This window comes from Streptomyces sp. NPDC043996, assembly GCF_056435225.1.
The window spans coordinates 318,262-334,054 of sequence record NZ_JBWKEY010000009.1 but is presented as its reverse complement, the minus strand read 5'-3'; the positions used below and the strand labels follow the sequence as shown (position 1 = coordinate 334,054).

The 15,793-nt window shown below is 70.0% G+C and carries 10 protein-coding genes and 1 pseudogene; 5 read left to right on the top strand and 6 right to left on the bottom strand.

Annotation, left to right across the window (positions count from 1 at the left end):
• Nucleotides 1-142: 142 nt before the first annotated feature.
• From AC07A4_RS24720 to AC07A4_RS24705, 4 genes are all read right to left on the bottom strand, one after another.
• Entirely contained in the window at nt 143-1,762 is a 1,620-nt protein-coding gene (locus AC07A4_RS24720) for a glycerol-3-phosphate dehydrogenase/oxidase (protein ID WP_478602276.1), read from the bottom strand.
• Between the two features lie 35 nt (nt 1,763-1,797).
• Entirely contained in the window at nt 1,798-3,336 is a 1,539-nt protein-coding gene (glpK, locus tag AC07A4_RS24715; RefSeq protein ID WP_478602274.1) for a glycerol kinase GlpK, read from the bottom strand.
• 46 nt (nt 3,337-3,382) lie between these two features.
• Nucleotides 3,383-4,168, bottom strand: a complete 786-nt coding sequence (locus tag AC07A4_RS24710; RefSeq protein WP_478602272.1) for an MIP/aquaporin family protein — start codon at nt 4,166-4,168, stop codon at nt 3,383-3,385.
• Nucleotides 4,169-4,573: 405 nt separating this feature from the next.
• Complete coding sequence (locus tag AC07A4_RS24705; RefSeq protein WP_478602271.1) at nt 4,574-5,338, bottom strand: IclR family transcriptional regulator; 765 nt, start codon at nt 5,336-5,338, stop codon at nt 4,574-4,576.
• Nucleotides 5,339-5,640: 302 nt separating this feature from the next.
• On the opposite strand from AC07A4_RS24705, the gene metH reads away from it, so the two are divergent.
• From metH to AC07A4_RS24685, 4 genes are all read left to right on the top strand, one after another.
• Nucleotides 5,641-9,189: a methionine synthase gene (metH, locus tag AC07A4_RS24700; RefSeq protein WP_478602269.1), complete on the top strand. Its 3,549-nt coding sequence runs from the start codon at nt 5,641-5,643 to the stop codon at nt 9,187-9,189.
• Nucleotides 9,190-9,338: 149 nt separating this feature from the next.
• Entirely contained in the window at nt 9,339-10,049 is a 711-nt protein-coding gene (locus AC07A4_RS24695; RefSeq protein WP_478602267.1) for an HAD family hydrolase, read from the top strand.
• A gap of 384 nt (nt 10,050-10,433) precedes the next feature.
• Nucleotides 10,434-12,041 carry an ABC transporter substrate-binding protein gene (locus AC07A4_RS24690; protein WP_478602265.1) on the top strand — a complete coding sequence of 536 codons (1,608 nt, stop codon included), beginning with the start codon at nt 10,434-10,436 and terminating at the stop codon, nt 12,039-12,041.
• A 48-nt stretch (nt 12,042-12,089) separates the two neighbouring features.
• Nucleotides 12,090-13,661 carry an ABC transporter substrate-binding protein gene (locus tag AC07A4_RS24685; RefSeq protein ID WP_478602263.1) on the top strand — a complete coding sequence of 524 codons (1,572 nt, stop codon included), beginning with the start codon at nt 12,090-12,092 and terminating at the stop codon, nt 13,659-13,661.
• Nucleotides 13,662-13,779: 118 nt separating this feature from the next.
• On the opposite strand, the gene AC07A4_RS24680 is transcribed toward AC07A4_RS24685, so the two are convergent.
• A complete protein-coding gene (locus AC07A4_RS24680) occupies nt 13,780-14,451 on the bottom strand; it encodes a response regulator (RefSeq protein ID WP_030356234.1) in 672 nt (223 codons plus the stop codon).
• Between the two features lie 15 nt (nt 14,452-14,466).
• On the bottom strand, nt 14,467-15,357 hold the full coding sequence (locus tag AC07A4_RS24675) for a RecB family exonuclease (RefSeq protein WP_478602261.1): 891 nt from the start codon (nt 15,355-15,357) through the stop codon (nt 14,467-14,469).
• Between the two features lie 128 nt (nt 15,358-15,485).
• On the opposite strand from AC07A4_RS24675, the pseudogene AC07A4_RS24670 reads away from it, so the two are divergent.
• Nucleotides 15,486-15,793: pseudogene (locus tag AC07A4_RS24670) on the top strand (hypothetical protein); the annotation flags it as partial.

The window sequence follows — 15,793 nt, the reverse complement described above, 5'->3', positions numbered from 1 at the left end:
GTGGCATGGCACCCCTGGAGAGGCACACGAGTACCTGTAGAGACACACGCGTACCTGTAGAGGCATGAGTAAGGGGCGGCCGCTATAGCGACCGCCCCTTACCAAACCCACTGCCCTTGGACCTCGGGCCTCGGGCCTTGAATCAGCTCTTCTTGCCCAGAAGGTCCTCGACCTTGCCGCGGATCTCGTCCGTGGCCAGGCCGCGGATCGTCAGGGTCGTGCGGCGGCGCAGCACGTCGTCGGCCGTCTCGGCCCACTCGTGGTCGCGCGCGTACACGACCTGCGCCCAGATCTCCGGGGCGTCGGGGTGGACGCGCTCGGCGAGCTCCGGGTTCTCGTTCGCCAGGCGGGCGATGTCGAAGGACAGCGAGCCGTAGTGCGTCGCCAGGTGGCGGGCGGTGTCCGGCGCCATGCGCGGGCCGGGCGCCGGGCCGTCGACCAGCAGGCGGTGGGCGACCGCGCGCGGGTTGGCGATGCCGGGCAGCGGCAGCTTCTTCGGCAGCGTGGAGATCGGCTCGTAGTCGTCGCCCAGCGGGTGGCCCGGCAGCGACTCCAGCTTCTTCATGATGGTGCGGCCGATGTGGCGGAACGTCGTCCACTTGCCGCCCGCGATCGACAGCATGCCGCCGCGGCCCTCGGTGACGACCGTCTCGCGCTTGGCCTTCGAGGTGTCGCCGGGCCCGCCGGGAAGCACCCGCAGACCCGCGAAGGAGTACGTGATCAGGTCACGGGACAGCTGCTGGTCGCGGATGGAGAACGCGGCCTCGTCCAGGATCTGCGCGGTGTCCTTCTCGGTGACCGACACGTCGCGCGGGTCGCCCTCGTACTCCTCGTCGGTCGTGCCGAGCAGCAGCATGTCCTCCCAGGGCAGGGCGAACGTGATGCGGTACTTGTCGATCGGCGTGGCCAGGGCGGCCTTCCACGGGGCGGTCCGCTTGAGCACGAGGTGCGCGCCCTTGGACAGGCGGATGGAGGGCGCCGCGTTCGGGTCCTCCATCGCGCGCAGGTGGTCGACCCAGGGACCGGTGGCGTTCAGGACGAGCCGGGCGCTGACGCCGAACTCGTCACCGGACTGACGGTCCTTGAGGTCGGCGCCCGTGACCCGGCCGTTGGTGAAGCGCAGGCCGGTGACCTCGGCGTGGTTGAGGACGACGGCGCCCGCCTCGACGGCCGCGCGGACCGTCATCAGGGCCATGCGGGCGTCGTTCATCTGGTCGTCGCCGTACACCGCGACGGCCTTCAGGTTGTCGGTGCGCAGCTCCGGCACGTCCTGCGCCGCCTTGGCGGGGGAGAGCAGGTGGCCGACGCCGTCGCCGAAGGCCGACAGGGCCGAGTAGGCGAAGACGCCCGCGCCGAGCTTGGCCGCGCCGTGCGGGCCGCCCTTGTACACCGGCAGGTAGAAGGTGAGCGGGTTGGCGAGGTGCGGTGCCACCTGACGGGACACCGCACGCCGCTCGAAGTGGTTCTCCGCGACCAGCTTCACCGCGCCGGTCTGCAGGTAGCGCAGACCGCCGTGGAGAAGCTTGGAGGAGGCGGAGGAGGTGGCGCCGGCGAAGTCGCCGGCGTCCACCAGGGCCACCCTGAGACCCGACTGCGCGGCGTGCCAGGCCGTGGAGATGCCCAGGATGCCGCCGCCGATCACCAGGAGGTCGTACGCCGCCTTGGAAAGGCGTTCCCGGGTCTCGGCGCGGCTCGGGTTGCCGCCGGCGGCCGGCGGCGTCCCGAGTGCCGAGATGACGGGGCCGCTCTCTAGGGTGGTCATGGTTATTGCTCCTCGTCAGCTGAGCTGGGGTGTGGTCAGCTCTCGTCTTCGAGCCAGCCCATGGTCCGCTCCACGGCCTTGAGCCAGTTCTTGTACTCACGGGCGCGGACGTCCGCGTCCATGCGGGGGGTCCACTCGGCGGCCCGGCGCCAGTTGGCGCGCAGGTCGTCGGTGGAGGACCAGAAGCCGACGGCGAGACCGGCGGCGTAGGCGGCGCCGAGGCAGGTCGTCTCGGCGACCATCGGGCGCACCACGGGGGCGTCCACGAAGTCCGAGAGGGTCTGCATCAGCAGGTTGTTGGAGGTCATGCCGCCGTCGACCTTGAGGGCCGCGAGCTCGACGCCGGAGTCCTTCGTCATGGCGTCGGTGATCTCACGGGTCTGCCAGGCCGTGGCCTCCAGGACGGCGCGCGCGATGTGCGCCTTGGTGACGTACCGGGTCAGACCGGCGATCACACCGCGGGCGTCGGAGCGCCAGTACGGGGCGAACAGGCCGGAGAAGGCCGGGACGAAGTAGGCGCCGCCGTTGTCCTCGACCGAGGACGCGAGCGTCTCGATCTCGGCGGCGGACTTGATGAGGCCCATCTGGTCGCGCATCCACTGCACGAGCGACCCGGTGACGGCGATGGAGCCCTCGAGGGCGTAGACGGGCTTCTGGTCGCCGATCTGGTAACCGACCGTCGTCAGGAGCCCGCTGTAGGAGTTGATGGCCTTCTCACCGGTGTTCATCAGCATGAACGTGCCGGTGCCGTACGTGGACTTGGCCTCGCCCTCGGCGAAGCAGGTCTGGCCGAACAGGGCCGCCTGCTGGTCGCCGAGCGCGGAGGCGACGGGGACGCCGCCGAGCAGCTCGCCGAGCTCGCCGCCGGTGACCTCGCCGTAGACCTCGGCGGAGGAGCGGATCTCGGGCAGGATGGCGAGCGGCACGCCGATGGACTCGGCGATGCGCTCGTCCCACTCCATGGAGTGCAGGTTCATCAGCATGGTGCGGGAGGCGTTGGTGACGTCGGTGACGTGCTTGCCGCCGTTCACACCGCCCGTCAGGTTCCAGATGACCCAGGAGTCCATGGTGCCGAAGAGGATCTCGCCCGCCTCGGCGCGCTCGCGCAGGCCCTCGACGTTGTCGAGCAGCCAGCGGGCCTTGGGCCCGGCGAAGTAGGAGGCCAGCGGCAGGCCCGTCTCGCGGCGGAAGCGGTCCTGGCCGACGTTGCGGCCGAGCTCCTTGCACAGGGCGTCGGTGCGGGTGTCCTGCCAGACGATGGCGTTGTGGACGGGCTCACCGGTGTTCTTGTCCCACAGCAGCGTGGTCTCGCGCTGGTTGGTGATGCCGATGGCCTTGATGTCGTCGCGCGTGATGCCGGCCTTCTCGATGGCCCCGGCGACGACCGCCTGCACGTTCGTCCAGATCTCGGTGGCGTTGTGCTCCACCCAGCCCGGCTTCGGGAAGATCTGCTCGTGCTCCTTCTGGTCGACGGAGACGATGCGGCCGTCCCGGTCGAAGACGATGCAGCGCGAGGACGTGGTGCCCTGGTCGATCGCGGCGATGAAGGGCCCGGCGGTGTGTGCGTCGGTCACGGTGTGCTCCTGAAGTACGTCGTGGTCGTGTGGTCGGCGGGTTCGCTCAGAACAGCTTGAAGAGGAAAGCGGCGAGAGCGCCGCCGATCAGCGGACCGACCACGGGAATCCACGCGTACGACCAGTCGGAGCCACCCTTGTTGGGGAGCGGGAGCAGCGAGTGGACGATGCGGGGACCCAGGTCGCGGACCGGGTTGATGGCGTACCCGGTCGGGCCGCCGAGCGAGAGGCCGATGCCGACCACGACGAGCGCGGTGATCAGGGCACCGAGGGTGCCGAGGCCGTTGCCGCCGTCGTTGAGGCCCTGGGTGAGGATCGCCAGGACGAGCACGGTCGTGGCGATGATCTCGGTGACGAGGTTCTGCGCGATGTTCCGGATCTCGGGGCCGGTCGAGAAGATGCCGAGCACGGGGCCGGCCTTCGGCGCGGCCTTCTGGTCCACGAGGCCTTCCTCAGCGGGCTGTGCCTTGATCACCTCGGGGTCCGTGAGGTGGGCCTGGAACTGCCCGTAGTACGTCGCCCACATCAGCACGGCGCCGATCATGGCGCCCAGGAGCTGCGAGGCCAGGTAGAGCGGCACGTCGTTCCACTTGGTGCCGCCCTCGACCGCGAGGCCGATGGTGACGGCCGGGTTGAGGTGGGCGCCGGAGACGCCGCCGGCCAGGTAGGCGGCCGTCAGGACGGCGAAGCCCCACCCGAAGGTGATGGCGAGCCAGCCCGCGTCCTTGGCCTTCGAGCGCTTGAGCGTGACAGCGGCGCAGACGCCGCCGCCCAGCAAGATGAGCACGGCGGTACCGATGGTCTCGCCGAGGAAGATGTCGTGGCTGGACACCCGCGACTCCTTTGTCCTTCGTCCAGGGGAAGGCGAACCCCGGGTCCCTCCGGTGGTCCGCGCCCTCAGGTGAGGGCGTTGCCGGCCCTAGGCTCGCCCCACTCTAACGCGTAATGCCGTTAGCTGTTCGACAATGCCGACCGGTGGACGCGAGTCTGACTCTGGGGTTACCAGCGCGTCAAGACTTCTGTAATTGAAAACACGATCGTTATTGATCGTTAAGACCGATCGATGACCGAGTGAATCCCACCTGCCCCGTGCCTGAGGGCCAGCCGCGCAGCGGCGAGCTTCCAGCCCGTCCGGCGTTTGAGGACGAGGCGCGAAGCGCCAATGCAGTTGAGCGGGGGGCCGGGGGCGGCAGCCCCCGGATCGGGAAGGGGCGGGCCTGGGGCGCACCGCGAGGCCTCAGAACCGGCTGGCCCCAAGATCCCGGGAAACCGCCCGCGCACAATCCCGCACCGCGGCGATCAGCTCAGGCCGAAGCTCCCCACCCGGACACACCCGCTCCACCGCCCCCGTGACCCCCACGGCCCCCACCGGCATCCGCCGCCGGTCATGAATGGGCGCGGCCACGGACGCGATGCCCTCCCAGGTCTCCTCCGTGTCCGTGGCGTACCCCCGCGCCCGCGTCAGGTCGAGCACCGCCTCGAACGCCGCCGCACCACTGGCCGTGCGGTCCGTGAACGCGATCCGGTCGGCCTCCAGGGCCTCGCTGTGCGCCACGGGGTCGTACGCCGCGAGCACCTTGCCCAGCGCCGTGGAGTGCAGCGGCTGCATCGCCCCGACCTCAAGGACCTGACGGCTGTCGTCCGGCCGGAAGACGTGGTGCACGATCAGCACGCCCTGCTGGTGCAGCACGCCGAGGTACACGCTCTCGCCGCTGGACCGGGCCAGGTCGTCGGTCCACACCAGCGCGCGCGCCCGCAGCTCGTGCACGTCGAGATAGCTGTTGCCGAGCCGCAGCAGCTCCGCGCCCAGCTGATAGCGCCCCGACGCGGGGTCCTGCTCCACGAACCCCTCGTGCTGGAGCGTGCGCAGGATGCCGTGGGCCGTGCCCTTGGCGAGCCCCAGGGCGGAGGCGATGTCGGAGAGGCCGAGCCGGCGCTCGCCACCGGCGAGCAGGCGCAGCATCGCGGCGGCCCGTTCGAGCGACTGGATGTTGCGTGCCATCGCAGCCCATTCCTCCGTCCCGTGCCCCTGCACGTCCCTTGTGCCGGACACTCGATCCCGCGGCGACCTAGCGAACGGGGTCACCGTTCGGCAATGCTGAACACTATCGGTCGTTGCCGACCTCTGGCTAAGGATGCGCACCGCCCGTTTCCCTCCCGCACGACCCACCGGCGACTTCCAGCCACTCGTCCGGCCCGTGGAACGCCCTCACGCCAGCGGCCGGGTCCCAGCTACCCTGGCCGGGTGCGCCTTCCCAGCGAAGCCGCAAAGCCGACAGCCGTCGCACTCCAGGGAGCTCATTCATGGCCTCGTCGCCGACCCCCTCATCCGTTTCCACGGCGGACAACTCCGCCGGGCAGCGGGCCGACGCCCTTCGTGAGGCACTCGCGACCCGCGTGGTCGTCGCCGACGGAGCGATGGGCACCATGCTGCAGGCACAGGACCCCAGCCTCGAGGACTTCCAGAACCTCGAAGGCTGCAACGAGATCCTGAACGTCACGCGCCCCGACATCGTGGCCTCCGTCCACTCGGAGTACTTCGCCGCGGGCGTCGACTGCGTGGAGACCAACACCTTCGGCGCCAACCACGCCGCCCTCGGCGAGTACGACATCCCCGAGCGCGTCTTCGAACTGTCCGAGGCCGGCGCCCGCATCGCCCGCGACGTCGCCGACGAGTTCACCGCCGCCACCGGCCAGCAGCGCTGGGTCCTCGGCTCCATGGGCCCCGGCACCAAGCTGCCCACCCTCGGCCACGCCCCGTACACCCTCCTGCGCGACGCCTACCAGCAGAACGCCGAAGGCATGATCGCGGGCGGCGCCGACGCGCTCCTGGTGGAGACCACCCAGGACCTGCTCCAGACCAAGGCCGCCCTCCTCGGCGCCCGCCGCGCCCTGGACGCCACCGGCACCCGCCTGCCGCTGATCTGCTCCGTGACCGTGGAGACCACCGGCACCATGCTGCTGGGCTCCGAGATCGGCGCCGCGCTCACCGCCCTGGAACCCCTGGGCATCGACATGATCGGCCTGAACTGCGCCACGGGACCGGCCGAGATGAGCGAGCACCTGCGCTATCTGGCCCGCCACTCGCGCGTCCCGCTGGCCTGCATGCCCAACGCCGGCCTGCCCGTCCTCGGCAAGGACGGCGCCCACTACCCGCTGTCGGCTCCCGAACTGGCCGACGCCCAGGAGACCTTCGTCCGCGAGTACGGCCTCTCCCTGGTCGGCGGCTGCTGCGGCACCACGCCCGAGCACCTGCGCCAGGTCGTCGAGCGGGTGCGCGGGCTCGCCCCGACCGCGCGCGAGCCGCGCCCCGAGCCCGGCGCCGCCTCCCTCTACCAGACTGTCCCGTTCCGCCAGGACACCTCGTACATGGCGATCGGCGAGCGTACGAACGCCAACGGCTCGAAGAAGTTCCGCGAGGCCATGCTGGAGGCCCGCTGGGACGACTGCGTGGAGATGGCCCGCGACCAGATCCGCGAAGGCGCCCACATGCTCGACCTGTGCGTCGACTACGTCGGCCGCGACGGCGTCGCCGACATGGAGGAACTCGCCGGACGCTTCGCCACCGCCTCCACCCTGCCCATCGTCCTCGACTCCACCGAGGTGCCCGTCATCCAGGCGGGCCTGGAGAAGCTGGGCGGCCGCGCCGTCATCAACTCCGTCAACTACGAGGACGGCGACGGCCCCGCCTCCCGCTTCGCCAAGGTCACCGCGCTCGCCCAGGAGCACGGCGCCGCGCTGATCGCCCTGACCATCGACGAGGAGGGCCAGGCCCGCACCGTCGAGCACAAGGTCGCCATCGCCGAGCGCCTCATCGAGGACCTGACGGCCAACTGGGGCATCCACGAGTCGGACATCCTCATCGACACCCTGACCTTCACCATCTGCACCGGCCAGGAGGAGTCCCGGGGCGACGGCATCGCCACCATCGAGGCCATCCGCGAGCTGAAGCGGCGCCACCCGGACGTGCAGACCACGCTCGGCCTGTCCAACATCTCCTTCGGCCTCAACCCGGCCGCCCGCGTCGTCCTCAACTCCGTCTTCCTGGACGAGTGCGTCAAGGCGGGCCTGGACTCCGCCATCGTGCACGCCTCCAAGATCCTGCCGATCGCCCGCCTGGACGAGGAGCAGGTCAAGGTCGCCCTCGACCTGATCTACGACCGCCGACGCCCCCAGCAAGGGGATGAACCCGCCTACGATCCCCTGCAGAAGCTCATGGAGCTCTTCGAGGGCGTCAACATGAAGTCGATGAAGGCGGGCAAGGCCGAGGAACTCCTCGCCCTGCCGCTGGACGAGCGCCTCCAGCGCCGCATCATCGACGGCGAGAAGAACGGCCTGGAGGCCGACCTCGACGAGGCCCTTCAGACCCGCCCGGCCCTCGACATCGTCAACGACACGCTCCTGGAGGGCATGAAGGTCGTCGGCGAACTCTTCGGCTCCGGCCAGATGCAGCTGCCGTTCGTGCTCCAGTCCGCCGAGGTCATGAAGACCGCCGTCGCCCACCTCGAACCCCACATGGAGAAGTCCGACGCCGAGGGCAAGGGCACCATCGTCCTCGCCACCGTGCGCGGCGACGTCCACGACATCGGCAAGAACCTCGTCGACATCATCCTGTCGAACAACGGCTACAACGTGGTCAACCTCGGCATCAAGCAGCCCGTCGCCGCGATCCTCGACGCCGCCCAGGAACACAAGGCCGACGTCATCGGCATGTCAGGGCTCCTGGTCAAGTCCACCGTGATCATGAAGGAGAACCTGGAGGAGCTCAACCAGCGCCAGATGGCCGCCGACTACCCCGTCATCCTCGGCGGCGCGGCCCTGACCCGGGCCTACGTCGAGCAGGACCTCCACGAGATCTACGAAGGCGAGGTCCGCTACGCCCGCGACGCCTTCGAGGGCCTGCGCCTGATGGACGCCCTCATCGCCGTCAAGCGCGGCGTGCCCGGCGCGAGCCTGCCCGAACTCAAGCAGCGCCGCGTCCCCAAGCGCGAGGCGCCCGCCGTCGAGGTCAAGGAGCCCGAGGGCCCCGCCCGCTCCGACGTCGCCATCGACAACCCCCTGCCCACGCCGCCGTTCTGGGGCACCCGCGTCATCAAGGGCATCCAGCTCAAGGAGTACGCCTCCTGGCTGGATGAGGGCGCCCTGTTCAAGGGCCAGTGGGGCCTGAAGCAGGCCCGCACCGGCGACGGACCCACCTACGAGGAGCTCGTCGAGACCGAGGGCAGGCCCCGGCTGCGCGGCCTGCTCGACGACCTCCAGACGAAGAACCTCCTCGAAGCCGCCGTCGTCTACGGCTACTTCCCCTGCGTCTCCAAGGGCGACGACCTGATCCTCCTGGACGAGCAGGGCAACGAACGCACCCGCTTCTCCTTCCCGCGCCAGCGCCGCGGCCGCCACCTGTGCCTCGCGGACTTCTTCCGCCCCGAGGAGTCCGGCGAGACGGACGTCGTGGGCCTCCAGGTCGTCACCGTCGGCTCGAAGATCGGCGAGGCCACCGCCGAGCTGTTCGCCGCCGACTCCTACCGCGACTACCTGGAACTGCACGGCCTCTCCGTGCAGTTGGCCGAGGCCCTCGCCGAGTACTGGCACGCCCGCGTGCGCGCCGAACTCGGCTTCGGCGGCGAGGACCCCGCCGACGTCGAGGACATGTTCGCCCTCAAGTACCGCGGCGCCCGCTTCTCCCTCGGCTACGGCGCCTGCCCCGACCTGGAGGACCGCGCGAAGATCGCCGAGCTCCTGCAGCCCGAACGCATCGGCGTCCAGCTCTCCGAGGAGTTCCAGCTCCACCCCGAGCAGTCCACCGACGCCATCGTCATCCACCACCCCGAGGCCAAGTACTTCAACGCCCGCTGACCGCCGCGCCGGAGCGCCGGGGCCCCCGCGCCCCGGCCCCCGGGAATCCCCGAGGCGCGCGGATCGGGGCAGTCGTACACTGGTCGGTCCAGCTCGTAGGCCGGTCCCCGCTGGGGGCCGGCCTTCTCGTCCCTTATGGAGGTGCCCGGATGACCAGCACGGTTCCCGCGCTCGGTACGCGAACGGCCGAAGGCTCCGCCCTGCAGGCAGTCCTGCTCGACATGGACGGAACCCTCGTCGACACCGAGGGCTTCTGGTGGGACGCGGAGGTCGAGGTCTTCGCCGCGCTCGGCCACACCCTCGACGAGGCCTGGCGCGATGTCGTCGTCGGCGGTCCGATGTCCCGCAGCGCGGGCTTCCTCATCGAGGCCACCGGCGCCGACATCACCCTCGCCGAGCTGACCACCCTCCTCAACGACGGCTTCGAGGACCGCATCAGCCGCACCCTGCCGCTGATGCCCGGCGCCGCCCGGCTCCTTGCCGAGCTCTCGGCCCACGAGGTGCCGATGGCGCTGGTCTCCGCCTCCCACCGGCGCATCATCGACCGCGTCCTCGACTCCATCGGCGCCCACCACTTCGCGCTGACCGTCGCCGGGGACGAGGTGACGCGCACCAAGCCGCACCCGGACCCCTACCTCATCGCCGCCTCCGGCCTCGGCGCCGAACCGGGCCGCTGCGCGGTCATCGAGGACACCGCGACCGGCGTGGCCGCCGCCGAGGCCGCCGGCTGCCGCGTCCTCGCCGTGCCCTCCGTCGCCCCCATCGCCCCGGCCGCGGGCCGGACCGTCGTACCGTCCCTCGAACACGTCGACCTGACGTTCCTGCGCGGCCTCATGAGCGCCCCCGCCGCCCGGAGCTGAGGGGAATGAGCCTCGGGAGCCGAGGGGGAATGAGCCTCGTGGCCGAAAAGCCCAGACAGCGCGCCCAGTTGAAAGTGTGACGTTTCCCACTGGGAAGGGGGTCGACAGAGGTGCGAACGTGTGCAGGAAGCCCTCTGACCCCCTGTTGCACCCTGACCTTGTGTCCTGATTGAGTCGTCCCTGCACGAAACCTTCCGGTGTCGGATTATCGGTGCGTCCCCGCCCGGTATCCCTGTGTGATGGCGGACCAACTCCGGTCTTCGCCAGCGCTCCTGGCGGTGCGGACTAATCTCGTCGCGAGAACATCGCCACCCCCCGTGCCCTATCAACCCCACCCCGCCGTTGCCGGACACACGGGATCAAGAGTTCTGGAGAACTTCCAGCATGAACCGCAAGACTTTGGTGCTGCCGGCCCTCATAGGTCTGCTCGCCCCCGCCCTCGCCGCGTGCGGCGGGTCGGGCAGCGGGGACGGCGACGACCCCATCGCAGCGGGCACCACCGACCGGTTCACGGCCTCCAAGGAGGTCCCGGCACCCTTCGACCCGGCCTACGCCTACGACGCCGGGTCCTGGAACGTCCTGCGCCAGACCCTCCAGACGCTCATGGCCCTGCCGCGCGGGGGCGGCGAGCCGGAGCCGGAGGCCGCCCAGAAGTGCGGCTTCACCGACACGGGCAACGAGCGCTACGCGTGCACCCTGCGCAAGGACCTCAAGTTCGCCGACGGCAAGCCGCTCACCGCCTCCGACGTGAAGTTCTCCATCGAGCGCGTGCGCGACATGAAGGTCGCCAACCCCAGCGGCTCCGACGGCCTCGTCTCCAACGTCGAGACCATCGAGGTCCAGGGCGAGCGCGGCATCGTCTTCCACCTCAAGACGCCGGACGCGACCTTCCCGTACAAGCTCGCGACCCCGACCGCGGGCATCGTCAGCCCCGACCACTACCGCAAGGACAAGCTGCGCACCGGCTTCGCCCTGGACGGCTCCGGGCCGTACACGGTCAAGCAGGAAGTGAAGAACAACCAGCTCGTCAAGGCCGTCTTCACCAAGAACCCGCACTACCAGGGCGCCTTCACCCCGCAGAACAAGAAGGTCGAACTGCGCACCTTCGTGAACGCCTCCGCCATGGGCAAGGCCCTGGAAGACGGCGACATCGACCTGATGACGCGCACGATGTCCCCCGAGCAGATCGAGCGCCTCGACGCCAGCCCGGGCAAGAAGATCGACCTCGTCGACATGCCCGGCCTCGAAATCCGCTACCTGGCCTTCAACACCAGCGCGCAGACCGTCAAGGACAAGGCCGTCCGCCAGGCCATGGCGCAGCTCATCGACCGCGGCGCGCTGGTCAGCAAGGTGTACGGCTCCACGGCCGACCCGCTGTACTCCCTGGTGCCGACCACCATCACCGGCCACTCGAACTCGTTCTTCAACCGCTACAACGAGCCGAGCGTCAAGAAGGCCAAGGGACTGCTGACCGCGGCGGGCGTCGACACCCCGGTGAAGCTGACCCTGCACTACACCACCGACCACTACGGCCCCGCCACCAAGCAGGAGTTCGAGACGCTGCGCCAGCAGCTGAACGACAGCGGCCTGTTCGACGTGAGCGTCAAGGGCGACGTCTGGAACACCTTCCGCGCCGCCGCGCAGAAGGGCAAGTACGACGTCTACGGCATGGGCTGGTTCCCCGACTTCCCCGACGCGGACAACTTCCTCGCGCCGTTCCTCGCCCAGGACAACTTCCTCGGCTCCCCCTACCGCAACAACACCATCAACACGGAGCTGATCCCCGCATCGCGCCGCGAGGCCGACCGCCTCAGCGCCGCCAAGAGCGTCGAGCGGATCCAGGACATCGTCGCCGAGGACGTCCCGGTGCTCCCGCTGTGGCAGGGCAAGCAGTACATCGCCGCCCGCGACGACATCACCGGTGTCGAGTGGGCCCTGAACTCCTCCTCCAACCTGCAGTTGTGGGAGCTCGCCCGTGGTGTGGGCGACTGACCGGCGCCGCACCCGAGACGGATACAAAGACAAGGCACGCAAGTGAAAATGCGCAACCCGTGGCTGGCCCTGCCCCTCTCCTCCGGCCTGGCCGCCGCCCTGCTGACCGGATGTGGCTCCGAGTCCTCCGGATCGGCCGAGGACAGCGACTCCGTGGTCGTCGGCATGTCCGACGAGGTGCTCGCCACCGACCCGGCCGCCGGTTACGACCCGGGCTCGTGGCTGCTGTTCAACAACGTCTTCCAGTCGCTCCTGAGCTTCCCCAAGGGCGCCACCGAACCGGAGCCCGAAGCCGCCAGGAAGTGCGGCTTCACCGACCAGAAGACCCGCGTCTACAGCTGCACGCTGCGCGAAGGGCTGAAGTTCAGCAACGGCAACGCCCTCACCTCGAAGGACGTCAAGTTCTCCTTCGACCGCATGCGGAAGATCAACGACGACAACGGTCCGGCGCTGATGTTCCCCATGCTCGACCGCGTGGAGACCCCGGACGCCAAGACCGTCGTCTTCCGGCTGAAGTTCCCCGACGCGACCTTCCCCAGCAAGATCGCCTCCGGTGCGGGCTCCATCGTCGACCACCGCGAGTACCCCAAGGACAAGCTCCGCGCCGACGGCGAGGCCGTCGGCTCCGGCCCCTACGAGCTGGACTCCTTCAGCAAGCAGGAGGCGGTCTTCTCCGTCAACGACGGTTACCACGGCTCCGCCAAGGCCAAGAACGAGGGCGTCACCCTCCGCTTCTTCCACGGCGACCGCAAGGCCCTCAAGCGGGCCCTCACCGACAAGAAGATCGACGTCGCCTACCGAGGCCTCGCCGCCGGTGACATCGCCGACATCGAGAAGAACTCCGACCACGACCTGAAGGTCGTCGAGGGCACCAGCGCCGAAGTCCAGCACCTGGTCTTCAACGTGAAGGACCCCGTCGTCGGCAAGCCCGGCGTCCGCAAGGCCATGGCCTACCTCCTCGACCGCGAAGCACTGGTCGACCAGGTGTACCAGGGCACCGCCACACCGCTGTACTCGATCGTCCCGGCCGGAGTCGGCGGCCACAACACCGCCTTCTTCGACACCTACGGCGCCCGCCCCCAGCGCGCCAAGGCCGCGAACGCCCTGCAGCAGGCGGGCATCGACAGCAAGGTCCGGCTCACCCTGTGGTCCACGCCCTCCCGCTACGGTCCCGCGACCGACGACGAGATGCGCGCCATAGCCAAGCAGCTCAACGCCAGCGGCCTGTTCGAGGCCGACGTGAAGTCCATCGAGTTCGAGCAGTACGAGAAGGACATCAAGGCCGGCAAGTACGGCGTCTACGTCAAGGGCTGGGTGCCCGACTACCCGGATCCGGACAACTTCACGCAGCCGTTCTTCGGCAAGGGCAACGTCCTGTCGAACAACTACGAGAACAGCGCCATCACCGAGAAGATCATCCCGGCCACCGCCGCCCAGAGCGACCGCAACTCCACCGACAAGGACTACGGCCGCCTCCAGGACATCGTCGCCACCGAACTGCCCCTGCTGCCCGTCTGGCAGGCCAAGCAGTACGCGGTGGCCCGTGACAACGTCTACGGCGTCGAGTCCTGCCTGGACGCCTCGACCGTGTTCCGCTTCTGGGAGCTGAGCAAGGACTGACGGCCCCACCACGCGGCGAAGGCCCGCACCCCGTCCGGGGCGCGGGCCTTCGCCTTCGCCGTGCTCTCGCCGCGCCGCCGGGTTCCCGCCGCGCGGCGGCCCGGCCGGGCCCAGGGGGCTACTGCGCCCCCGGCCGCACCAGACCGCTCTCGTACGCGTACACCGCGGCCTGCACCCGGTCCCGCAGGCCCAGCTTCGTCAGGACGTGCCCCACGTGCGTCTTCACGGTCGTCTCGCTCACGAACAGATCCGCGGCGATCTCCGCGTTGGAAAGACCCCGAGCCACCAGCTTGAGGACCTCCACCTCCCGGTCCGTCAACGTGTGCAGCGTGTCCGGAACCGGCTCGTCACCCGAGGGCAGATGCCCCGCGTACTTGTCGAGGAGCCGCCGCGTGATGCTCGGCGCCAGCATCGCCTCGCCCGCGGCGACCACCCGGATCGCCTGCACCAGCTCGTTCGCCGGGGCGTCCTTCAACAGGAAGCCGCTGGCACCCGCGCGCAACGCCTCCACCACGTACTCATCGAGGTCGAACGTGGTCAGGACGAGCACCTTCGCCGGGCCGTCCCGGCCGGGCCCGGTGATCTGCCGGGTGGCCTCCACCCCGTCCATCCGCGGCATGCGGATGTCCATGAGCACCACATCGGGCTGCAACGCCCGCACTTGATCCAGAGCCTGCAGGCCGTCTCCGGCCTCGCCGACGACCGCGATGTCCTGCTCGGCCTCCAGGATCATCCGGAAACCCGTGCGCAGCAGCGGCTGGTCATCGACCAGTAGGACGCGGATGGCCACGTAACTCTCCTTCGCCTAGCCCGGGCCCATTCTGCCCTGCTCCTCGACGGCCGACTCGGGCGCCCTCACCGGCAGCGGATACGGCGGGGGAGTACCACCGAATTCCGGACAGACGGCCTGGTGGTCGCACCAGCCGCACAGCTTCGTCGGCCGCGGCCGCCAGTCACCCGTCTCGGTCGCGGTGACGATCGCCTCCCACAGCGCGAGCAGCTTCCGCTCCACCCGCTCCAGATCCGCGGCCACCGGGTCGTACGTGATCACATCGCCGCTGCCCAGATACACCAGCTGCAGCCGTCGCGGCAGCACGCCCTTCAGCCGCCACACCACCAGGGCGTAGAACTTCATCTGGAACAGCGCGCCCTCCGCGTACTCCGGACGCGGGGCCTTGCCCGTCTTGTAGTCCACGATCCGGACCTCGCCGGTGGGCGCCACATCCACCCGGTCGATGATCCCGCGCAGCTTCAGGCCCGACTCCAGCTCGGCCTGCACGAACAGCTCCCGCTCGGCGGGCTCCAGACGCGTGGGGTCCTCCAGCGTGAACCACCGCTCGACGAGCCGCTCCGCGTCCGCGAGCCAGCGCGCCAGGCGCTCGCCCTCGGCGTCGTCCGCGAACAGCTCCGCCAGCTCCGGCTTCGCCTCCCGCAGCCGGTCCCACTGCCCCGGCACCAGGGCCTTGGCGCGCGGCGCGGTGCGCTCCACCGCCGGCGCGTCGAACAGTCTCTCCAGGACCGCGTGGACCAGCGTGCCGCGCGTGGCCGCCTCGCTCGGCTTCTCCGGCAGCTTGTCGATCACCCGGAAGCGATACAGCAGCGGGCACTGCATGAAGTCACCGGCCCGCGAGGGCGACAGCGAATCCGGGCGCGCGGCCGTCACGGACGCCACGGCGGCGTCGGTCCTGGTCTCCATGACGAAGACCCTACGACCCACCACTGACAACGGCCGCATACCATCGACGACAGACCCTCCGGCCCTGCATGATCGTGTGTGAACCGCGCCACGGCAGGGGCGGGAGACGTTTCGAACGAGGGGACACCGTGGACGAGAGCGCCGGGAGCGGCACGCCGCGGTCCGAAAGCACGCCCGCCAGGGCGGACGGCCAGCAGGCGCCCGCACCCGGCACCGACGACCGCGACCCGACGGGCGCGGCCCCGGCACGCCCGGAACCGGAGCGCCCCGGCGCCCAGCCCGCACCCACCACGACGGCCGACCACGGAGCCACCGGGCTCACGGGGAACGACGAGGGTCCCTCGCCGCGCGCGGCCGGAGACGGCGCGGACGGCGACACGCGCGGCGAAGCCAGCGCAGACGGCGAAGCCAGCGCGTCGCGGCGCGCTGGCGAGGC